The sequence below is a fragment of the Brakhagea slesvicensis genome, assembly GCF_052161625.1.
Taxonomy (GTDB): Bacteria; Planctomycetota; Planctomycetia; order Pirellulales; family Pirellulaceae; genus JBKCUI01.
Genome location: NZ_CP197412.1, coordinates 4,347,668 through 4,368,494, shown reverse-complemented (window position 1 = coordinate 4,368,494; position 20,827 = coordinate 4,347,668). Strand labels below are relative to the sequence as shown.

Below are 20,827 nucleotides of genomic sequence, written 5' to 3'. Positions count from 1 at the left end.
TGTTATTAAGAGAGTGGCGAACAAGAATGCGCTACGGGTAGCAAGCTCATTTCGGAGAGTTTGCCTGGCGTTGGTAGATGGCTTGAATCATGGTCTCGGTGTCTTTGAATTTCTGGCCAGTCGCAAGAGCTTGTTCGATCAACCGACGCGCATCGGCTTCACCGTGTCCTAACACCAGCAATGCGGCAAACGTTTCATCCACAACACCAGGCGTTTGCACTTCCGCATTGGGCATTTCTCGGCGGACCAAAAGAGCGAAGCGAGGCATTTTGCGACGAAGGGTTGCGATGATTTTCTCGGCTGTTGCCGCCCCAATCCCGGGCAAGGTGGAGAGTCCCTTGGCATCTTGCTGCTCGATCATGATCGCCGTGTCTTGCACGGGGCGAACCATAGCGCGAAGGGCTTTCTTAGCCCCAACCCCATCGACCGAACAAAAGAGCTCAAAAAAGTCCCGTTCAATCGTGGATAAAAAACCTACCAATTTTGGAGTGAGACGCGACCCCTGGGCCGCGTTACCGTCGATGTAGTGCAAGGTATGGAGGGAAATCGATTTTCCCAAATCGGCCTGCAAGTGCCTGCGGGTGTATTCAGGGATGGAGACTTCGTATTCGAACGGTGGTATATGGAGGGTCGCGGTGTCGTTCGAAAGGCTCAACAACTGGCCGGTTATTTTCGTGATCACTTGGTTTTCCTGCTCTTGGTGACGATCGCTGCCATGGGGCCTTGAGCATAGTAATGGCACAGCGCGATGGCGAGAGCATCTGCCACGTCGGGCGGATCCGGTGGCGCTTTCAATTGAAATTGCATTTGAATTGCCCGTTGCATTTGATCTTTGGGCGCACGACCGTTGCCAGTCAAAAGTTTCTTAACCTTCGTCGGTTCGTAAGAGTGGACGGAAATACCTTTCTGGGCGGCTGCGAGAGTTAACACTCCGCGAGCGTGCCCCATCAGGATTGCCGTCCGAGGCCTCGCGTAATGCGAATAGAGTTGCTCGATCGCAACCGCAACAATTGGATAGCTCTCGATGACTTCTGCGATTCCGGAGTGCAGCTCGAGAAGTCGTTTCGACATCGATTGGTTTCTCGAGACACGAATCACACCCGCCTCGATCAACTTTGGTCGCCCCGGTGTCCAGAGAATGACACCATAGCCGGTCAATGCGAGTCCTGGATCGATACCCAGGATATACGACGTTTCGGATCGCAGTTCCTGCCCCGTCGTTGATGGCGCTGAACTCATGGCTGCACCGACCTTGGTTGGGAGCTTTCCTCCGAGGGAGAGAATAAGCAAACCATTTCGGATCCATTACGCATCAGAATGAATGGTCCCGCGACCGCTGGATAGTTCCATGTGACTCCATCGAGAACATCGATCGCATTCAGCTCCTTGCCTTGATCCGGTTCGACGAGGATCAATCGCCCATCCTCGGAGGTCACCAGCAGCGTGTTGTTAACAATCAGCAATTGACCTTGCCCATACCTCCCTCCACGCCAAATCCTCTTGCCCGTATCGGGTTCGACGCACTCGAGTATACCATCGCTCAAAGCGAACAAACGATCGGAGTGATAAATGGCATTGGTAAGCTTCGTTTTCAAAATGCGATGGTTGGCCCAAACATCCTCGGCTGACCAAGACGGTGGGTCGTCGGTTTCGGACTTGCGAATGCGAATCAATTTGGAACCTGCCGCATAGCCTTTCCCGAGCAGGATTCGATCGGACGCGCAAGCGACAGGCGAGGAAGAACAGGCGTCCGCGTTGGAATGGCTTGGCCACGGCGAACTCCAGAGAACTTCTCCCGTCTCTACTGCATACCCTGCAACGGTACCTTCGTGAATTGCGACGATTTGCTCGACGCCTGCGAGTTTCATCAACACGGGAGATCCGTACGCGATCTGAGCAGTTCCCCCTTTCCACTTCACTTCCCCTGATTGAGCATCCATCGCGATGAGCGATGCCGACTGATTGGAGCCGAGCTTACCTCCTAATGGGTAGATGACCAAAAGTTGCCCCGAAGAGTTCACCAGCAAAGGAGAACCACTGCGCCCCCATTTGATGGCCTGCTCCGATTCAGCTTGATCGGCGAATCCCTCTCGAAGCAAGTCTTTCTGCCACTGAATCGTTCCTCGCGATGCGTCCAAACACGCAGCGATGCCTACGGCGGTTTGAATCCAAAGCTTACCGTCTTTCCAAGTCGGCGTAGAGCGAGGACCGGTCCCCCCCATGGGTTCCGTATGTCGACCAGGAAACCCGGTCCGCCACATTTCCCGCCCGGTTGCGAGCTCGTAGCCGACGACGGACTCCTCTGTTTTGTCTTGGAGTAGCGTCCAGACCATTCCGTCCCCGACAGTGATTCCCGACCAACCATCGCTCACTTGGACTCGCCACAATGGGGTAGGATCTTTTGCATGCCAATCCAGATCGATGGAGGCGGATTGGATCTCCCCGTTGCGATCGTTCCCGAGAAACTGGGTGAAGCGAGCTTGAGCGGTCCAAGGCTTCAGTCGCTCAATCTCATCTTCGCGATCGTTCTGATTGAAACTTATCTGGTCGGATGGGGTGGACTGAGCGCGCCATCGGAACGTTGGGACAAGTTCTCCGGTAAAGCCTCGGAACTCGAAAAAACGGAAGAACAAGGCGATTGCCAAGATCACCGACACCGAGTAGACGATCGTTACGATCCTCGGCAGCCGTCTCAGGACTCCTATCGTGAGAGCGAGCAGTCCAATCGCTACCAACAATGCGGTCGCGATATTGGCATATTGATGATCGATTTCCTCAAGAGCCCATCTCGCGACCGGCACCAAAAGCAAAACTCCCATCCCGATCCAAATCGAGATAGGAGTTTTCTTCGATACAGAAGTTCTGGGAGCAGTTTCGATCATAGCCTCGTTCGCTGTGGCTCTTTCGCTGTAGGAACCGTTGGGACCGAATGGCCTGCGGGTGAAGCTCCCGCGATTTACTTGGCTACGATCTTGTTGTTGCGACGGAGCGCATCGACATAATCCTGCGTGACGTTGAGAACCTCTTCGTTGTAGAAGTTCTTGTAGAAGATCTTCCCTTTCTCTTCCTTCGCAATGATCTGCTCCTCTTCCACCTTTTCGGAGTTCAGTTCTTTGCGTCGAGCCATGTAATCCGACTCTTTCAAGGAGATAGTCTTTTCTTCTTTTTGTCGGACATAGGAATCGATACGACCGAGAAGCTTTTCGAACTCAGGGTTCTTCGCGATTCGATCGTTGGCAGCGTTCTGCAACGCGACCTTCATCGCCGGGTCGGTCATCTTGTAATGCTTGTGAACCTTTGCAGCGACCTTGTCTGCGGGGAGAGGGTAATCCAGATCCGACTCGGATATATCGAGCTTTGCAGTGATCGATGGGAGGACCACATCCGACGCTACACCGTCAAGCTGGGTTGATTTCCCGTTGGGGAGGTAGAACTGCTGAATGGTGAGTTTCAATCCTCCGTAGGATTTCGAGCCGCCGATGCTCCACTCTTGCGCCAGGTCTCGGAGCGTTTGAACCGTCCCCTTTCCGTGCGTCTTAGGATCACCGACGATCAAACCACGATCATAGTCTTGGATTGCTCCAGCGAAGATTTCGCTAGCGCTGGCACTCATTTGACTGATCTTTACCACGAGGGGGCCCGTCCAGATCATGCTGCTATCGGTGTCATCAAGCGATTCGACGTCGCCACCGGGGGACTTCACTTGAACAACGGGACCTCGTTCGATAAACAAGCCCGTGACGGCGATAGCTTCTTGAAGGGAACCGCCACCGTTCTTGCTCAAGTCGAGAACGATTGCGTCGATTCCCTTTTGCTTGAAGTCATTGATGATGTTGGTTAAGTCGCGGCGCGTGCTTCGATAGTTTCGAACATTTCGACGAGCGGCATCCATATCGAGATAGAAGCTCGGAAGGTTGATATAGCCGATCCGATATTTCCCACCATCGGGACGCATTCCGTGTTCGATGATCTCTCCGCGGGCAGCCTCGTCTTCGAGTTTGATCAAATCGCGAGTGATCTCGTAAATTTGCGTTGCGCCCGTACCGTTGGATTTCACGTGTAGACGGACGCGTGTTCCTTTCGGGCCACGAATCAACGAGACGACATCTTGCAGCTTCATGTCCGAGGTTTCGACAACCGGTGAGCTTTCGTCTTGGGAGACTCCGACGATGTGATCGCCTACTTTGAGTCGGCCGTCCCGATCTGCGGCCCCACCCGTGACAATATTCTCAACAACCGTTTGACCATCGTCGGGACGAAGAGTTGCACCGATGCCTGTGAACTCGAGTTTCAGGTGAACCCCGAAGTCCTCTTGTTCGCGCGGCGACATATAGGTGGTGTGGGGATCCAAGGCGTTGGTGAGGGAGGTCAGGTAGACTTCCAACAGTTCGTCGACATCGGTTTGCGATTTGGCCAAATAGAGCGTGCGATAACGTTTGTGCAGAGTCTCGCGGGCTTGTTCGAGCGTCTTGTCGTCCGCCTTGAGGGACAAGATGTTGAGTTTGATCGTTTTGCGAACGCGATCCTTCAGCTCGGCCTCATTGGCTGCCCAAGGAATTTCTTTGGCATCGGCAAGAATCGATTCGTCGACGTTGAAGTCGTGGTCGGCGTCAATCTGCTCGTGGATGTAAGGCATCATCTCATCCAGTCGAGTCAGATAACGCTTGTAAACTTTGTAAGCAAATGCGACGTTGTTGACGCGAATCAAATCATCCAATTTGTCCCGATAGACTAAGAATTCGTCGATGTCGGGTTGGGTGAAATACATCTTGAGAGGATCGACGTTGCGGAGGAACAAGTCGAATCCGCGGATCGACATTTCGTCGTTGAATTGGGGGTGGGAAATATGCTCATTCTCCACTAGTCCCTTCACCATGCGAACGATCATGGCGGTGTTTGCTGGCGGTTCCTCCACGGCCGCGACCCTCGGCAATTCATCCGCGACAGAGATCGCGGGGACCGAAAAACAAGTCCCACTGACCAGCAACCCAGCGATCGTCGCCCTTGCCAAAATCCGTGCCTTCCAGTCCGCTTGCTTGCGCATTCTTCTTCGCCCCGGGGAGTCCATGGTAGGTAGTTTAGAGAGGACGGGTAGGATTTGTGTCCTCATCTTGTAGTGCATAGTAGGAGATGGGCACCCTCAAAGCAACATGGATAAACAGGGGGAAAAATCCGGGCAGCTGCCAGAAACTTCCGGAAAACTTGTTGAAATCGCCATTTTTGGCATCCCTTTACCCTTGGACGATTTTTGGAGCCTCGTTAAACTCTGGGCCCTCGAAAATCCGAAGGACGACACAATCATGACAAAACAAAAAACACACAAGTCCACACGCAAGCGATTCCGTCTTTCCGCGAACGGAAAGGCCAAGCACCGCAAGGCTGGAACCAGCCACTTGGCGATCAGCAAATCGGCCAAGAAGATTCGCCAATTGCGAGGGACGAAGGTTCTCGAGCCTCAATTCGAGAAGGCAATTCAGGAAGCTCTCCGGGGATACAGCTACTAGTATCTCGTCGGATTGTGGACAAAACCGCGATGCGGCAAGTCCTCTGATTTTCCTTGCAATCCAGTAAATCCAAGGCCCCATTTCCAATCCTGGTGTTTGGGTATTAACGAACGCAGACCGTCGCGACGGGCCGCCGAAGCTGAGAATAGCTCAGACGTTTGCGTTGACCTGAGGCACTTTAGCAACCGAGTTGCATAAAAATGAGAACAAGAAAAGGTTCTGCTCGTAGGCAGGCGAAGCGACGTTTATTCCAACGAGCAGAGGGTTACGTCGGCGGTCGCCGCAGGCTTTACCGAACAGCGAAGGAAACGCTTTATCGAGCTGGCAAGTTTGCGTACCGAGATCGCCGCCGCAAACGACGTGACTTCCGTCGGCTCTGGATCATTCGTTTGAATGCTGCCGCTCGAATGCACGATCTGCGATATAGCCAGCTGATCGATGGCTTGAACAAGGCGAACATCGAGCTGGATCGAAAGATTCTTTCGGACATGGCGATCCACGATCCAGCAGGCTTTGCTGTGGTCGTATCGGCCGCCAAGAAGGCTCTTGGCATCAGCTAGCAGGCAAGCTTGCTCGACTGCCATCCCGCGACGCAGGTTGTTTCGACTCCTGTTTCCCGAGCGATAGCCGTTTGGTGCCAAAGTAGATTCAAGAAACGGCCCCTGTGTGGGCCGTTTGTTTTTTGGGTCAGCATCTATTTCTGATCCTTGATTTTTGTCATCGGCGATCTCCAAACTGGAGCGAGTTATGTCGTTGAGTCGTTTCATGGCAGCCTTGGATGAGTTGGTCGAGGATGCCACCCAAAGTCTTGCATCGGTCGATAGCACAGAGACGTTAGAAGCTCTGCGCGTGAAGTTTGTGGGGGCAAAGAACGGCGCTCTCAAAAGCGTCCAAAAGCTTCTTGCTTCCGTGGAAGTCCCCGACAAACCGGCGGCGGGCAAGCGATTCAATGAAGTGCGCGATCTAATCCAATCGGCTTTGGAAGCCGCTGCGGCAGGGCTAGGAGGGGGTGCGAGCACGAAGCCGTCAGGTCCCAAACTGGACGCAACCCTACCAGGCCTGCGGCCTCGGCTGGGACAATTGCATCCGATCACGCAAACGATTGAGCACCTGAAGGAGATCATGGGACGATTGGGCTTTTCGGTTACGGAAGGGCCCGAGATCGAAGACACCTGGCACAACTTCGTCGCCCTCAACATCCCTGAGGATCACCCAGCTCGCGATCCCCTCGACAACTTTTATTTGGCGACCGCCAACAAGCAAGCGGCCTCGGACCACGATGCCATGTTGCTTCGAAGCCAAACGAGCACGGTTCAGATCCGCGTGATGGAGAGCCAGCCGCTACCCATGCGCATTATCTCCCTCGGGCGGGTCTATCGACCGGACGCACCAGACGCGACCCACTTCCCCATGTTCCATCAAATGGAAGGCTTGTGGGTCGACAAACATGTGACCATGGCCCAGCTTAAGAGTGTGCTGAGGCTTTTCGCGACGAGCTACCTGGGTAGCGACGTCAACGTTCGATTCCGACCATCCTTCTTTCCCTTCACCGAACCAAGCGTGGAAGTGGATTACTGGTGGAACGGGCAATGGATTGAATTCGGAGGGGCTGGGATGGTCGACCCCAATGTATTCGCGCACTTGAACATTGATTCCGAGCAGTACTCTGGCTTTGCCTTTGGACTGGGAGTGGAACGGCTCTGCATGCGTCGTTTCGGAATTACCGACATTCGCGATTTGTACCGAAGCGACGTCCGTTTCCTTCGTCAGTTCGCGTCGTAGATCGTCTTTTTGAGAAAAGTGAATTCGCCATGTTGGTTTCTTGGGAATGGTTGTCGGACTACGTTGATCTCACTGTTGGACACGATGAGATGGCAACGCGATGGGCATTGACAGGATTGAATCACGAAAGCACGGAAGTGGTCGACGGTGTCCCCGTGATCGACTTGGAAGTGACGAGCAATCGAGGTGACTGCCTAGGGCACATTGGAATCGCCAGGGAGGCGGCTGTGCTTCTTTCGCAGACGCTCCGCATTCCCCAACCGAACCCAACCGAAAGCGGTAGTGCCGTCTCGGCACACTTGCGCATTACCAATCGATTCCCCGAAGGCTGCCCCAGGTACATCGGTCGATTGATCAAGGGAGTGAAAGTTGGCCCTAGCCCCGAATGGCTGCAGAAGCGTCTCCGGGCCATCGGCGTCAAGTCGATCAACAACGTCGTCGATGCGACCAACTACGTCATGTTTGAATGTGGCCAGCCTCTACATGCGTTCGACTTCGCGCAAATTCGGGGCGGGCAAATCATCATTCGCAGGGCCGAGCCCAAAGAGACCTTCGTTGCAATCGATCACAAAACCTATCCCCTGGATCCGGATATGGTCGTGATCGCCGACAGCGAGCGGCCTGTCGCGCTGGGGGGCGTCATGGGTGGCGTCGATAGCGAAGTCACCGACCAAACGGTGTACGTGTTGCTCGAAGCCGCCGATTTCGTTCCGATGGCCATTCGACGAACGGCTCGCAAACTCAAGCTTCATTCTCCTGCATCCCATCGATACGAACGACGTATCGATGCGGAGCAACTTGAATGGGCATCGAAGCGTTGCTGCGAGCTCATTTTGAAGCTCGCGGGGGGTAACCTGCAATCGGGTTCGGTCGACACGGGACTCCAACCCCGCGTTGCTCCCGAAGTCACTCTTCGAACCCACCGCATCGCGAAGGTGCTAGGGATCGAGGTACCGTGGACAACATCCCTCGACATTCTCAAGCGACTGGGGTGCTCAGTCCTCAGCAGTGAGTCCCATGGGACAGCCACGGTCTTGCCTCCTTCATACCGAATGGATCTGACTCGGGAGATCGATTTGATCGAAGAGATCGCTCGGATCTATGGCTACGACAAGATTCCGGAGGATGCTGTTGTTCCGATGGTAGCGAGCGCTCGCCGCCCCAAAGACACGATGATGCAAACCGTTCGAAACGTCTGTTGCGGATTCGGATTTTCCGAGGCGATGACCCCGAGTTTGATCTCCAAATCGCCAGCATCCACCATCTCTCCTTGGACGGAGATTCCTCCTCTGTCGACCGCGGTGCCATTGCTGGAGGGTGCCAGCCACCTACGCCGATCGCTGATTCCTAGTTTGCTGGGGTCGCGACTCCACAATCAGCAGCAATCGAACAAAGACGTGCACCTATTTGAAACCTCAAACGTTTACTTGCCAGTGACTTCGGGCCTACCCAAGGAACAATTCCATTTGGGTGTACTCGGTGGAGAGGATCTGCGAGAGGTGGTCGGTCTATTCGAAGAGGTGATTGGACGAGTCTGCGGCTGGGATTTGTTCGAAAAGGAAATTCAAAAGGAAGTGGTTTCATGGCCCTACCTTCAATCAGAATCGGGCGTGCAGTGGACGCTGGACGGACATGCACTTGCTTGGGCGGGCATCGTTTCGCGATCGATTGCAGACGGAATGAAGCTTGATGCTGCGGTGGGAGTGGGCGAGTTGAACCTGGATCGGCTTTTGACTCGGGCCAGGGAAGTCCCTCGATTGCAAGGGATTGTACCATTCCCTGCGGTCGACCGAGACTTGAATCTGATCGTCGACGAACCCTTGCGATGGTTAGAGCTCGAACAAGCAGTTCGAGATGCAGCGGGGCCATTGTGTATCGGGATTGCGTTCCAAGAGGTTTATCGCGACACGAAGAAAGACGGCGAGGGAAAGAAGCGGATTCTGTTCAGTCTTCAACTGCAAAGCGCGACGGAAACGCTGACCAGTCAACAGGCCGACGAAGTGATTCAGCGGGTTGTGGGCCGTTGCAAGGAACAGTTTGGTGCCTCGCTTCTCGCGTAACGAGCCCCCTCAAGACCTCGGTACAGCGATAGGTTTTAGTTTCCGTGCGTAGGCAATCGGATCGGTTTCACCCAGCCACCAACGAGGTCGCGGAACACCGTGTTCCAGACCGAAGGTAGTCCGAGCGGAATGGCTGATGCGATCCGCGATCTCTTGGGCCGAATCGGTGATAATGAAGCGGTCAATGTCCGCTGCATCGATCGTGCCGTTGGCGAGCATGGTCTGCCTTAAGAAATCCAGCATCGGGGTCCAGTACTCGACGCCCGCGAGAATGATAGGAAACGCTTTGACTTTGGAGGTCTGCACCAACGTGGCGATCTCGAAGAGTTCATCGAGCGTACCAAACCCGCCCGGGCAGGCGACGAAGGCATAGGAGTATTTGGCCAGCATCAGTTTGCGGATGAAGAAGTAATCGAATTCGACAAAGAGATCGAGGTAGGGATTCGGATGCTGTTCGTGAGGAAGCTGGATATTGCACCCCACACTTCGACCTTGCACATCCTTGGCTCCGCGATTGGCTGCCTCCATCACTCCAGGACCACCACCGGTCATGACCGTGAATCCAGCGCGTGCAAGAGCGGCGCCAATTTCGCGTGCCTGCGTGTAATAGCGATGATGCTCGGGAAAGCGTGCAGAGCCGAATACTGTCACGCATGGGCCCACGAAGTGGAGATAGCGAAAGCCACGAATGATCTCCCGAAAGATCTTAAACACTCGAAACAGCTCGGCTCTTCGACTGCTGGGTCCTTGGAGAAACCGCCGTTCGTCTGCGAACTCTTTCGCGGAGGCATCGGGCGGTTCAGAAACATCCCCTGTGGGGATTGGGATCGTACGCATGGTATCGAATGAGATCGGGGCTGGGGGCAGATTAGGGCTGGGGGAAACGGTGCGTGGTTCGTGAAGCCAGTTGCTTCACTGTAGCTTGGCCAATGGCTATCGGGATGGTGCGCGGTAGGTCTGGAGAAACATCTTGACGGCCGCGTTCGCGATTTTCTTCTTTTGCGGTTTGGACGGGTTTGCGGCATTGAGGATGAGTTGAGGCCAAACACAGAAACCTTCGACCAGCATCAACAATTGTTTCGAGGCAAAAGTCGCATCGCCATCCAAGATCCGCTTCTCGCGCTGAGCCGATTGGAGCCATTGAACGAGAAGATTTTCAAAAATTTTTGTGTTGCCGAACATTTCATGCCCGAGTTGTGGATTGCGGATAAATCGGGAAATGAGGATTCTCCCGAGGACCCGAGAATCCGGATGGCAGTGAAATTCGATCACGCCAAGGCAGAAGGGTTCAAGCTGTTGTTCCAGCGTCTCCTCCGACCGGTAGTGGAGAGGAACCGCGCGGGCAGCATGATCCTTCAACTGCAACACAATCGCCTCGAAAAGGCGATCTTTGCTAGGGAAATGGTTGTAAACCGTTCGCTTGGAAACGCCCGCTTGCTGTGCGATCAAATCCATGCTGGTGTTGTCGAAACCCATTTCACTGAAACAGGAAACAGCGGCGGAGAGGATATCGACTCGTTTACGGTCGGTTAGCCGTTCACCGGTTTGCATCGCTCCAAGATCCCTTCCTATCACAAAGCTTTTTTCAAGTTGGCCATCCCGCGAAGGACCATGTTGTAGCCGAGGGGGCTTGACTTCGTAACCGCCCCAGAAAAAATCCCTTAGCTGTAGAAAAACTACACCGTGCAGTGTACATTCGGAGGGATGATGAACGAAACGGAAAGCAAATGGAAGCGGCCAATCGTTGCTGCGGCGTGGGCAGGAATTCTCGTAGCGGCGTTCGCGATACCAGGCTGTGGTGGACACGGGGCGGGAGAAAAACATGGGAAACCTGGCACCGGCGCACCGACCTCGTCGATGCCTGACCGGCCCCCGACTCCCGTCGATATTATCGATGCCAGGGTTGAGAAGGTCACGGATTATCGGGATTTCACGGGGCGGACCGCGCCCGCTCACGCGGTCGAAGTGCGACCGCGCGTCAGCGGATACCTCAACCAGACCCCAAACCGATTTCCTAGCTCGCCTCGCCCACCCTCGCTCCCATCCTCGGCGCAAGGGGGTCCGGCCAATCGTTTTCCCCAAGCGGTTGCCTATTCGCAACCCTTTCTCGTTCAAGCAAAAGAGGGGGAGAAAGTCGAATCGGGTACTCCCTTGTTCGAGATCGATCCCAGGCCTTACCAATTCGCCTTGGAACAAGCCCGCGGAAATCGGATGGCTCTCGAGGCGCAATTGGAACGGCTTCAGAGTGAACTGCATCGACTGGAGAAGCTGAAACCTTCCAACGCGATTAACGATACCGATCTAGAACTGGCAAAAGCCAATCTGCACGAATCCGAAGGGCAATATCAAACCTTGCTGGCTGCCGAAAAGCGAGCCGAGCTCGACTTGGAATTCACTCAGATCAAAGCCCCCATTTCGGGCATACTGGGTCGTTCTCTGATCAATCCGGAAAATGTTGTCACGGCCGATACGAGCTTGCTCACCACCATCGTTTCCGTTGCCCCTATTCATGTTTATTTCGACATCGACGAAGCATCGTTTTTGCAATACCGAGATTTGGTGCGGGCTGGGAAACTGCCAGCTGCCAGCGAAGGTTCGATTCCCGTTTCGCTCGCCTTGACCAACGACGCCACGTTTCCCTATCAAGGGCGCATCGACTTTCAGAACAACACGACCGACCCTGGGACGGGCAATACCCTCATTCGTGCTGAATTTGCCAACGATCAAGGGCTACTGACTCCAGGACTCTATGGCAAGGTCCGCGTACCGTTCTCCCCTCCGTACGAGGCTGTGCTCGTACCAACCAAATGCTTGGCCATGGATCAGCAGGGCAAGTATTTAATGGTTGTTGACCAAAACAACATAGTGCACCGAAGAACCGTAGAGGTCGGCACGACGCACGGATCCTACTCCGTGATCCGCGAAGGACTGATGGGTGGCGAGCAAGTCGTGTACGAAGGTTTGCAAAAGATCCGACCACAGGATCGAGTCCAACCCATCCCTTCGAAAGAAGTTCCTCCGTTGAAGACGGAGCGAATCGGACAATGAGTATATCCAGTTACTTCATTTCACGTCCCGTTGCCGCCAATGTCATCGCAATCTTGACTGTCCTTTTTGGTCTGGTCGCCGTGGTGAATCTACCGGTGGAGCGTTATCCGAATATCACTCCTCCTACGATCCAGGTTACCGCCAGTTATCCCGGAGCCAACGCGCGCGTCCTCTCGGAGACGGTTGCGTCGGTCGTGGAGCAGCAGATCAACGGTGTGGAGCGGATGCTCTATATGTCGTCGACTTCTTCTTCGAACGGTTCCTACGCACTGACCGTCACCTTCGAAGTTGGAACGGACCTCGATCAGGCGCAAGTGCTAGTTCAAAACCGGGTGGCCCTCGCGGAACCGCTTTTGCCCTCCGAAGTCAGGCAGCAAGGCCTCAGCGTGAAGAAGCAGTCGACGAATATTCTGCTCGTCGCTTCGCTGATTTCGCCCGACAAATCGTTCGATAGTCTCTTCTTGAGCAACTATGCCAATCTTCGATTGCGCGATGAGCTGAGCCGTGTTCCGGGAGTCGGTGAAGTAACGGTGAGCGGAAGCGGGGCTTACAGCATGCGGATCTGGGTGGATCCAACGCGACTCGAGGCTCGCGGATTGACCTTTCAAGACCTCTTAGCCCAGTTGCGACAGCAAAACATCCAAGTTGCGGCGGGCCAGATCGGCCAACCTCCGAATGAAAACGCACCCGATTTCCAACTCACTATCAGTGCCTTGGGAAGACTGAGCGATCCCGAGCAATTCGAAAATGTCATCATCAAGTTCTCGGACGATGGTTCGCTCACCTACCTTCGCGATGTTGCGAGAGTCGAGATAGGAGCCCAATCCTACGATTCGTTTGCCCAGCGTGGAGGGATCGATTCCGCAAGCGTTCTCATCTACCAGCTGCCAGGTGCCAACGCGCTCGAAGTAGCGGATCGCGTCCGCGAGGCGATGGACAAACTAGCGCAGTCATTCCCCAAAGGAATGGAATACGACATTCCGTTCGACACGACCACTTTTGTCTCCGCAGCGATTCATGAAGTGTATAAAACCCTCGCGGAAGCAGGCATCCTCGTTCTCGTCGTGATTTTGGTCTTCCTTCAAGACTGGCGAGCCGTTTTGATCCCCGCGACCACGGTCCCTGTCACGATCATCGGCGCCTTCGCCGCAATGCCCTTCCTCGGTTTCTCGATCAATCTCCTCACTCTATTCGGACTGATATTGGCAATCGGGATCGTGGTCGATGACGCGATCGTGATCGTGGAGAACGCAGCGCACCACATTGAAAACGGGGAAGCGCCTAAGCAAGCCACCGAGCGCGCGATGCGAGAAGTGACGGGTCCCGTTATCGGGATCACAGCCGTTTTGCTCGCCGTTTTTGTACCTACCATCTTTCTGGGTGGGATCACCGGCGAGTTGTATCGACAATTCGCCCTGACCATTGCGGCAACAGCTCTTATCAGCGCGGTTAACGCGCTCACGCTCAAACCAGCACAGTGCGCGACGTGGTTGAAACCTGCGAAGGGAAAGAAGTTCTTCCTGGCGAGATGGTTCAACACCTCCTTTCGTTGGGTCGAGGGTTGGTACGTTTTCTTTTTGAAAGGTGTCTTGAGAGCTTGGCCGGCCACCCTCCTCGCATTCGCACTTCTCATTGGCGGAACCGCTTGGTGGTATGCCAAGATGCCGACAGGATTTCTCCCTTCGGAGGACCAAGGCTATTTGATAACCGCGATCCAGCTACCGGACGCAGCATCTCAATCACGAACCAAAGAAGTGATCGAACAGATCAACGGGATCCTCGCGGAGACCGATGGGGTGGAAACTTGGTTCACGCTAGGTGGAACCTCGCTCTTGGAAGGGAGTCAATCCTCGAACGCGGCCACTGTTTTCATTCGAACCTTGCCTTGGGAAGAACGGACGACCGAAGAGCTTTCCCAAGAACGCATCGTCCAGGATTTGATGGGCCGATTGGGTGCGATTCAAGAAGCGTTCATCCTGGTCATAACACCACCCGCCATTCAAGGTCTCGGCGTCGGCGGGGGATTTGAAATGCAGGTAGAGGATCGAGGTGGTGTCGGTTTGGTAGAACTCCAAGCGGCGGTGAACAAACTCGTTGCGGGGGCGCAGCAACAGCCCGAATTGACACGCGTGAATTCCACCTTTCGCGCAGGCGTTCCCCAAATCTTCGCGGATATCGATCGAGCTCGCGTGATGTCGATGCAAGTTCCAATCGGAGATTTGTTCAGCACCATGCAGGCGGCGCTCGGTTCGGCTTATGTCAATGACTTCAATCTTTACGGTAGAACCTATCGGGTGACCGTTCAAGCCGACGAAGAATACCGAGACAACGTCGATGACATTCGAAAACTGAAAGTTCGCAATACCAAGGGAGAAATGGTATCGCTCGGGAGCGTGATGGATTTGAAAGATTCATTCGGAGCACAGATTATTCGACGATTCAATTTGTATCCCTCGGCGACGATTACCGGATCCGCAACCCCCGGAAGCAGCTCGGGTCAAGCGTTGCAAAAGATGGAGCAGCTCGCCAGCGAATCATTCTCCGATTCGATCGGCTTTGATTGGAGCGGAGTTTCTCTTCAGGAGAAGAATAGCAAGGGAGAGGAGATCTACATTTTTGGTTTAGCCGTACTGCTCGTCTACCTCATCCTCTCGTTCTTGTACGAGAGCTGGATTCTGCCGATTGCGGTGGTGCTCGTCGTTCCATTGGGACTGCTCGGAACCGTTGCAGCCATTTGGTGGGTTGGGATGGATAACAATGTGTATGTGCAGATTGGAATCGTGTTGATCATCGCCCTGGCGAGCAAGAACGCAATCTTGATCGTCGAATTCGCACGCGAGCTTCACAAGTCGGGCAGTTCGGCTTGGGATGCTGCCATCGAGGGATCTCGCACACGATTTCGACCGATCTTGATGACCTCCATCGCTTTTATCTTAGGAGTGTTACCCCTCGTTTTCGCCGAGGGAGCCGCGGCAGCCAGCCGCCGAGCGCTCGGGACGGCCGTCTGCGGCGGCATGATCACATCGACCGTGCTCGCCGTGTTCTTCACACCTGTTTTCTACTACGTTTGCCAGCGAATCGCCGATCGCTTTACCCCGAAGGAATCGATTGGCTAGGGGGGCGATCAAGCTTTAAACCGATGCGTGCCACAGGAATGCCATCTTCCTTACGAGAGGAAAATCTGGCTAGAATGGAGGAGGTCTGTTTCCATTCTTTCCTCCCTGCCAACGAAGAGGCAACACCTGTGAATCCATCCCACCCCTTGGTTACCCGTCGTTCTTGGATCCAACAATCGGCGCTCGTTTCAGGCGCTCTGCTCGCCGCCCCCAGCTTGGCAAGCGCCGCCAAGCCCGCTCCGAAGAAGCTCCTTTTCTACTGCCGCAGCGCAGGATTCGAGCACTCGGTAGTGAAACGGAATAACGGTGCTCCCTCCTATGCAGAACGGATGATGGAAGAGTTTGCCAAGAAGTATGGCTTCGAAGTCACGAGCACAAAGGATGGCCGTATCTTTGATAAGGACTACGAAGCGTTCGACGGGTTCCTCTTTTACACCACCGAAGATCTCACCAAACCTGGTGGAGACAAAGAGCCCCCGATGACCGCGCAGGGAAAAAAGAATTTCCTAGAAGCCATCGCAGCCGGAAAGGGATTCGTCGGCAGCCACTGCGCATCGGACACGTTCCACAGCCCTGGCGATCGCACAAAAGCATCCGCTGAAATCGATCCCTACATTCAGATGATTGGAGGGGAGTTTATTCGCCACGGCCGCCAACAAAACGCAATCATGCGAGTCACCAGTAAAAACTTCCCTGGGTTGGACAAAGCGGGAGACGAATTCACATTGCATGAAGAATGGTATTCGCTCAAGAACTTCAATCCCGATATGCACGTTGTCTTGGTTCAAGAAACGAAGGGAATGCAGGATAAAGATTACGACCGACCTCCCTACCCAGCGACGTGGGCGCGCCAGCACGGAAAAGGTCGCGTTTTCTACACATCCATGGGACACCGCGAGGACGTTTGGGCGAATCCTGTGTTCGAATCCATCTTCATCGGCGGATTGCGCTGGGCACTTCAAGAAGTAGATGCCGAAATCCCTGGCAATCTCGCCCAAGTCGCTCCGGAAGCTTCCGTGCTACCGAAGCTGTAAACGAGTGAACACTCTCCGCGCGCGAGAAAGCTCGCGAGCGGAATGCTCGCGGCAGAAAGAGAGCCATCACCTCGCTGCGGTCGGCGCAGCGAGGGCCTTCTTCAAATACTCGTAGCGCGCTTTGGCAAAGTCGAGTATTGACATATCGCGACCATCGATTCGACCAGACAGATCGGTCTCAACGGCTTTTTGAAATGCTTCATACGACTCCAGTTTGCGCGTGTCCTGTTTGACGTAAGGGTCAATCATTGGCACGTAATGTTCGATGCGAGATTGCAAGAAATCTCCCCCGAGTATTTCCTCGTTGATCTTCGCGAGGATCTCCAAGTAGCGAGCCCGATACTTCGGTACAGCAAGAAGTTTGCTTCGCAATGGTTTGGAAGAGTCATCCAGCCCAGTCAAAGGATCCAATTCGACCGGAGATCGCATCGCTCCACCGCGAGGCCCAGACTCGCGATTCCCCCCTCCTCGATTCGGTCTGCCGGGCCCTCCCATACCGGGCCCCCCCATTCCGGGCCCCATAGCGGGCTTCAATGTTTCATTCGCATCGTGAATCGCGACATGAAAGACCCCTTGGCTATCGCGATAGAGGGAATAGTCGCTTGCGCGCGTCCAATACCCGTCGCTGTTGACGAGGCCGATGTCGAGAGCCAGAAAGTGAAGGACTCCTTCGACGTTCAACATCGGTTCTATCTTCGAAGGGAGATCCTCTACCGGTGTGGTGTTGAGAGTTTTACAAAGCTCGATGAGCGCGACCCAATCCTCTTTACGATCTTTGCTTTTGATCTGGTAGGTTCGTTTGTAAGCGTCGAGTTCATCACCAAAATATTCAAGTCCCCCGCGGCCGCCAGGGCTGCCTGGTACTTTCCATCGAGCCCCTTTCGCGTCGGAGAAACGGGCCTCGATAAATTCCTTATTGAACTGCTCGGCATTGACGTACAAGCCCCAGCTTTCGCCATTGATAACGACATGGACGAAGTTGGCGACCGGAGCCAGCGCGTATTTCTGAGCTGCTTCCAGATAAAGAATAGTTCTTAGGAAGCTGGGATCCTCGTGTGCATTGAGCAAATTGAGGGTTTTGCGACCATAGAGACGTTGGTCTTGGTCAGCGAAATCGAGGGAGAGGTTGAGCGATCGTTTGCTCCCAGCGGGCACCATGCCGAAGGACGACATCCCGCGGAAATGGACCCCGACCCGTGGATATCGCTTTCCGTCCACAAGAAGATCCGCGGGGACATCGACGTCCGTATTGTTGAAATCGGCTAGTTCTTCCTCCCAGTCATTTTCCTCGAAGGTCAGGAACAAGGTCCGAATCGCCTTGTCCGTATAAAGCGGTTCCTCCGGATAAGTCTTCACATCGTCAGCGGAGATACGTGGACCGGGCGAAGTCGCTTCGGTTCCGCGGCGACCGGGAGGCCCAAAACCGGGAGGCCCAAAACCAGGTCCACCTCCACCGGGTCCACCTCGCCCACCAGGGCCTCGAGGGCCTCCGAATCCGCCAGGACCGCCGGGACCGCGATTGGGTTGCGTCTTCAGAAACGCACGCGCTTCATCCCGTTCCGCGCGTTCCAGGCGTTCGTTTCCGTCCTTGTCAAACCGCGCGACCAATGGGCGAGTCTCGGACATGGGTCCTCCTCCCATCCGAAACGGTAGGGCGGGAAAGGAAAAGGTCTCACCCGCGATCTTGTCCCAATCAGCCTTCTGCTTTTCATCGAGCATGGCCAGGATCTTGGACTCGGTTTCGCTTTGCAAGTTCCCTTCGGGCCCGCTTGGCCCAAATCCGCCTGGCCCAAACTCGGGAGGTCCAAACCCACCGGGTCTGCGCGGCGGCCCACCAAAGAGACCGCCGAACCAACCGGGACCTTCGCTCTCACTCCGAGAATCTTGAAAAGCAATGCCCAAAGGTTCCAGCAGGCCTCGTAGCGTCTCGCGTTGGGAGCCGGTGAGATGGAGTTGATCGTGAAGCTCCTTTTCAGCCCAAGCACGAATTCCTTTTCGTCGCACATGCAACTGGGTCAGTCTTTCCTTTTGCGGAACGCTGAGCATTTGCCTCAGTTTCTCGTCGGATTCGCGTTGGATGCGTTCGGTTCGCTCTCGCAAACGTCCAAATGCTACGTCGCGCTGGCTCGGATCCTGTTCAGGCAATGCTGCAAAGTCCATCTCACCCATTGCTTTCTCGATCGCTTGACGATTTGCGATTTGGATCGATTCCAACTGCTGCTTTTTAGCATCCTCCAATTTGATCTCTTTTCGAACTTCCTCCATCTCTAGCATCCCAAGCCAGGAATCGTCGAGTCCACGACCAGGGGGGCCCGGCATGTTCCTTCCCATGCCAGGCGGCTGTCCAAACGTTGGTAGCTGTGGATAAGCGAAGAAACTGGCTGCTGCTCCGGTGCATGCAATTGTTCCGATCACCCAGCGTAAATAGAACTTCATCCTAGTTTCCTCGTTGTAAAGATGAGATGTACTCCTAGAGGCGGGAGTCGGCCACGACGCCCGCATTGGATGGAAAAGTGTCAATCGCTGATGCGTTTAGGCTTCAGCTTATCGAGTCGGCTGCTTCGGGCTTTTCTAGAGATACCGATTGAATGCCTTCAAGCCGATTGATTCGATTGACCCATTCGAGAGGGTCGACTTGATGGCTCCACTCTGCTTCGTAGAGGACTTCGACGGCCGCTCCTTGTTTGATCGTTTGAACTTCCACGAGGCGGTAGGACGAAACAGCTTGTTCGATGGCTTCCTGAATCGCCCCGCGTAACGGGACACCCAACCCTAATCGCAATCGAATCCGATATCGTTCCATCGTTGGACTTGGTTGGCTTGTCACGGTGGAAGTTGTCCGCCATTGCACATGCAACCCGAGGGCAGCCACACTGACGATAGGAACGCCGATGAGTGGGACCAGCCATTGAGCGCAGCCGATTGCCATGCCCACGACAACAGCAAAAATGACGAATGCCGTGTCTCGAGTATCCTCAACAACCGTACGAAATCGAACGATCGCGAGCGCTCCTGCGAGTGAAAAAGCACGCGCGATCGAGTTACCCACCACCGTGGTCACCATACAGATCAACACGGTGAGCAGAACCAGCGTAACATACATCGATCGATCATAGCGATTCTGAGATCGATGCTTGGTAATGCGATAGACTTCCGCAACGGTCCACCCCAGAAGGGTGGAACAGATAAATCGAATAGCCAGAGACAGGCCGCTCGCCATCTCCCCTTCATTGGAATCAAAGAGTCCGTGGATCCACTCGTTCATGCCACTGCTCCATCTCTTGTCTGTACCGATTCGTGCGGGTCGGTCAAAGCTGTTCGGTACTTAGAGAATTTCACGGGAGCGATTTGAAAGTCCTCGACCCACCGTTTGAGGTGAACCGGTAGAGAATCCGTAAACTTGAATTCCACCACCGAGAATCCAGGAACCAGCACCCTGAAAGAATCGGAGCTTCGTAGGTCTTCGTGCGTTCGATTCCTTTTGAGAAACGCGGATAGATCCCCCCAATCGGAACCAACGAATCGGTGCACCCCAAGGTGATTGTCAACCGTGACCCGGAAAGGTGCACCCGATTGTTCATTTACAAAGGCATCGCGTTGGTACTCGACTGCGCAGCTCGGGACCATGCCAAACGATTGCGCCTCATCCCAGATTGGGGAAGAGAGTGTCGAGGAACGGATAAGCGCATCGAGCGAAACGAGATCGCGATGCTTGGTAACTACACCCTGCTCGCGTCGCTTACGCTCAAGAAACAGCTCAAGACCGTTGTCGTAACGCCGGAACCTGAACTTGGCACCGTTGGTAACTGGAGTGCGGTGATAAATGTCGAACGCGATGGTATCCAAGTAGAGACTGCAGACTTTGTATTGCCCCGTTTCTCGGTTGGCGAACGGATCGATTTGCAGCTCACTTCGCGCACGCTCTCGAAGACGGTTGGCTAATTCCAAAGGCAACAAAAACTTCAGTTCGATTGCCCGCTTTCCGTCTTGCCCCCCGTGTGCCAACCCTGGAGAAAGGTAGTTTGTAGCTGAAGGGAGCGCGTAACACTCCCCGCATTCCGTCATCGGAGTGGGGTCCATAGGGCAAAAGATGAGATAAGAGATGAGATAAGAGGAGTGCAGCCAGGGCCTACCTCTCATCTAGCATCCGAAAGTGCAAGCCCTACCCCCTAGGAAATGGGTTGCGTTGGGGGGATAGAGTGCTTAACCCAGCGGCCGCGGGAGAGTTCCGAAAGATTTTCGCAATCCTCCGCGTGAGGAAAGCGAAACAACCACCCCCTATC

General features: G+C 54.5%; 16 protein-coding genes. 7 read left to right on the top strand and 9 right to left on the bottom strand.

Annotated features, from left to right (window positions below):
• Positions 1–46: 46 nt before the first annotated feature.
• The 4 genes from ruvA to SH467x_RS16535 all read right to left on the bottom strand — a co-directional run bounded on the left by ruvA (position 47) and on the right by SH467x_RS16535 (position 5,044).
• Positions 47–682 carry a Holliday junction branch migration protein RuvA gene (gene ruvA, locus SH467x_RS16550; protein ID WP_482368213.1) on the bottom strand — a complete coding sequence of 212 codons (636 nt, stop codon included), beginning with the start codon at positions 680–682 and terminating at the stop codon, positions 47–49.
• Positions 679–1,239 carry a crossover junction endodeoxyribonuclease RuvC gene (gene ruvC / locus SH467x_RS16545; RefSeq protein WP_482368212.1) on the bottom strand — a complete coding sequence of 187 codons (561 nt, stop codon included), beginning with the start codon at positions 1,237–1,239 and terminating at the stop codon, positions 679–681. The genes ruvA and ruvC overlap by 4 nt, the downstream gene beginning before the upstream one ends.
• Positions 1,236–2,819, bottom strand: a complete 1,584-nt coding sequence (locus SH467x_RS16540; RefSeq protein ID WP_482368211.1) for an outer membrane protein assembly factor BamB family protein — start codon at positions 2,817–2,819, stop codon at positions 1,236–1,238. The genes ruvC and SH467x_RS16540 overlap by 4 nt, the downstream gene beginning before the upstream one ends.
• A gap of 137 nt (positions 2,820–2,956) precedes the next feature.
• Positions 2,957–5,044: a carboxy terminal-processing peptidase gene (locus SH467x_RS16535; protein WP_482368210.1), complete on the bottom strand. Its 2,088-nt coding sequence runs from the start codon at positions 5,042–5,044 to the stop codon at positions 2,957–2,959.
• Positions 5,045–5,300: 256 nt separating this feature from the next.
• On the opposite strand from SH467x_RS16535, the gene rpmI reads away from it, so the two are divergent.
• The 4 genes from rpmI (at position 5,301) to pheT (ending at position 9,346) form a co-directional block, all read left to right on the top strand.
• Positions 5,301–5,504: a 50S ribosomal protein L35 gene (rpmI, locus tag SH467x_RS16530; RefSeq protein WP_409994262.1), complete on the top strand. Its 204-nt coding sequence runs from the start codon at positions 5,301–5,303 to the stop codon at positions 5,502–5,504.
• Positions 5,505–5,704: 200 nt separating this feature from the next.
• Positions 5,705–6,064 carry a 50S ribosomal protein L20 gene (rplT, locus tag SH467x_RS16525; protein ID WP_482368209.1) on the top strand — a complete coding sequence of 120 codons (360 nt, stop codon included), beginning with the start codon at positions 5,705–5,707 and terminating at the stop codon, positions 6,062–6,064.
• 187 nt (positions 6,065–6,251) lie between these two features.
• Positions 6,252–7,286 carry a phenylalanine--tRNA ligase subunit alpha gene (pheS, locus tag SH467x_RS16520; protein WP_482368208.1) on the top strand — a complete coding sequence of 345 codons (1,035 nt, stop codon included), beginning with the start codon at positions 6,252–6,254 and terminating at the stop codon, positions 7,284–7,286.
• Between the two features lie 29 nt (positions 7,287–7,315).
• Positions 7,316–9,346, top strand: a complete 2,031-nt coding sequence (gene pheT, locus SH467x_RS16515) for a phenylalanine--tRNA ligase subunit beta (RefSeq protein WP_482368207.1) — start codon at positions 7,316–7,318, stop codon at positions 9,344–9,346.
• Between the two features lie 9 nt (positions 9,347–9,355).
• On the opposite strand, the gene SH467x_RS16510 is transcribed toward pheT, so the two are convergent.
• Together SH467x_RS16510 and SH467x_RS16505 are read right to left on the bottom strand one after the other, a co-directional pair.
• Positions 9,356–10,183: an LOG family protein gene (locus SH467x_RS16510; protein WP_482368206.1), complete on the bottom strand. Its 828-nt coding sequence runs from the start codon at positions 10,181–10,183 to the stop codon at positions 9,356–9,358.
• Positions 10,184–10,279: 96 nt separating this feature from the next.
• A complete protein-coding gene (locus tag SH467x_RS16505) occupies positions 10,280–10,897 on the bottom strand; it encodes a TetR/AcrR family transcriptional regulator (RefSeq protein ID WP_482368205.1) in 618 nt (205 codons plus the stop codon).
• Between the two features lie 132 nt (positions 10,898–11,029).
• Between SH467x_RS16505 and SH467x_RS16500 the strand changes: the two genes are divergently transcribed.
• The 3 genes from SH467x_RS16500 (at position 11,030) to SH467x_RS16490 (ending at position 16,544) form a co-directional block, all read left to right on the top strand.
• The gene (locus SH467x_RS16500; protein ID WP_482368204.1) at positions 11,030–12,394 is read left to right on the top strand and encodes an efflux RND transporter periplasmic adaptor subunit; all 1,365 of its coding nucleotides are present in this window, start codon (positions 11,030–11,032) and stop codon (positions 12,392–12,394) included.
• A complete protein-coding gene (locus SH467x_RS16495; RefSeq protein WP_482368203.1) occupies positions 12,391–15,510 on the top strand; it encodes an efflux RND transporter permease subunit in 3,120 nt (1,039 codons plus the stop codon). Before SH467x_RS16500 ends, SH467x_RS16495 begins: the two co-directional genes overlap by 4 nt.
• A gap of 128 nt (positions 15,511–15,638) precedes the next feature.
• The gene (locus SH467x_RS16490) at positions 15,639–16,544 is read left to right on the top strand and encodes a ThuA domain-containing protein (RefSeq protein WP_482368202.1); all 906 of its coding nucleotides are present in this window, start codon (positions 15,639–15,641) and stop codon (positions 16,542–16,544) included.
• 66 nt (positions 16,545–16,610) lie between these two features.
• Here the strand turns inward: SH467x_RS16490 and SH467x_RS16485 are convergent, their stop codons facing one another.
• The 3 genes from SH467x_RS16485 to SH467x_RS16475 all read right to left on the bottom strand — a co-directional run bounded on the left by SH467x_RS16485 (position 16,611) and on the right by SH467x_RS16475 (position 20,624).
• Positions 16,611–18,980 carry a CotH kinase family protein gene (locus tag SH467x_RS16485; RefSeq protein WP_482368201.1) on the bottom strand — a complete coding sequence of 790 codons (2,370 nt, stop codon included), beginning with the start codon at positions 18,978–18,980 and terminating at the stop codon, positions 16,611–16,613.
• Positions 18,981–19,083: 103 nt separating this feature from the next.
• Positions 19,084–19,809 carry a DUF4956 domain-containing protein gene (locus SH467x_RS16480; RefSeq protein WP_482368200.1) on the bottom strand — a complete coding sequence of 242 codons (726 nt, stop codon included), beginning with the start codon at positions 19,807–19,809 and terminating at the stop codon, positions 19,084–19,086.
• Positions 19,806–20,624: a VTC domain-containing protein gene (locus SH467x_RS16475; RefSeq protein WP_482368199.1), complete on the bottom strand. Its 819-nt coding sequence runs from the start codon at positions 20,622–20,624 to the stop codon at positions 19,806–19,808. The genes SH467x_RS16480 and SH467x_RS16475 overlap by 4 nt, the downstream gene beginning before the upstream one ends.
• Between the last annotated feature and the right edge of the window lie 203 nt (positions 20,625–20,827).

What these genes read in the sequence shown, in the direction of transcription:
- ruvC (WP_482368212.1), bottom strand. Translation starts at nt 1,239, where the DNA reads ATGAGTTCAGCGCCATCAACGACGGGGCAGGAACTGCGATCCGAAACG.
- SH467x_RS16540 (WP_482368211.1), bottom strand. Translation starts at nt 2,819, where the DNA reads ATGGGAGTTTTGCTTTTGGTGCCGGTCGCGAGATGGGCTCTTGAGGAA.
- SH467x_RS16535 (WP_482368210.1), bottom strand. Translation starts at nt 5,044, where the DNA reads ATGCGCAAGCAAGCGGACTGGAAGGCACGGATTTTGGCAAGGGCGACG.
- rpmI (WP_409994262.1), top strand. Translation starts at nt 5,301, where the DNA reads ATGACAAAACAAAAAACACACAAGTCCACACGCAAGCGATTCCGTCTT.
- rplT (WP_482368209.1), top strand. Translation starts at nt 5,705, where the DNA reads ATGAGAACAAGAAAAGGTTCTGCTCGTAGGCAGGCGAAGCGACGTTTA.
- pheS (WP_482368208.1), top strand. Translation starts at nt 6,252, where the DNA reads ATGTCGTTGAGTCGTTTCATGGCAGCCTTGGATGAGTTGGTCGAGGAT.
- pheT (WP_482368207.1), top strand. Translation starts at nt 7,316, where the DNA reads ATGTTGGTTTCTTGGGAATGGTTGTCGGACTACGTTGATCTCACTGTT.
- SH467x_RS16510 (WP_482368206.1), bottom strand. Translation starts at nt 10,183, where the DNA reads ATGCGTACGATCCCAATCCCCACAGGGGATGTTTCTGAACCGCCCGAT.
- SH467x_RS16505 (WP_482368205.1), bottom strand. Translation starts at nt 10,897, where the DNA reads ATGCAAACCGGTGAACGGCTAACCGACCGTAAACGAGTCGATATCCTC.
- SH467x_RS16495 (WP_482368203.1), top strand. Translation starts at nt 12,391, where the DNA reads ATGAGTATATCCAGTTACTTCATTTCACGTCCCGTTGCCGCCAATGTC.
- SH467x_RS16485 (WP_482368201.1), bottom strand. Translation starts at nt 18,980, where the DNA reads ATGAAGTTCTATTTACGCTGGGTGATCGGAACAATTGCATGCACCGGA.
- SH467x_RS16480 (WP_482368200.1), bottom strand. Translation starts at nt 19,809, where the DNA reads ATGAACGAGTGGATCCACGGACTCTTTGATTCCAATGAAGGGGAGATG.
- SH467x_RS16475 (WP_482368199.1), bottom strand. Translation starts at nt 20,624, where the DNA reads ATGGACCCCACTCCGATGACGGAATGCGGGGAGTGTTACGCGCTCCCT.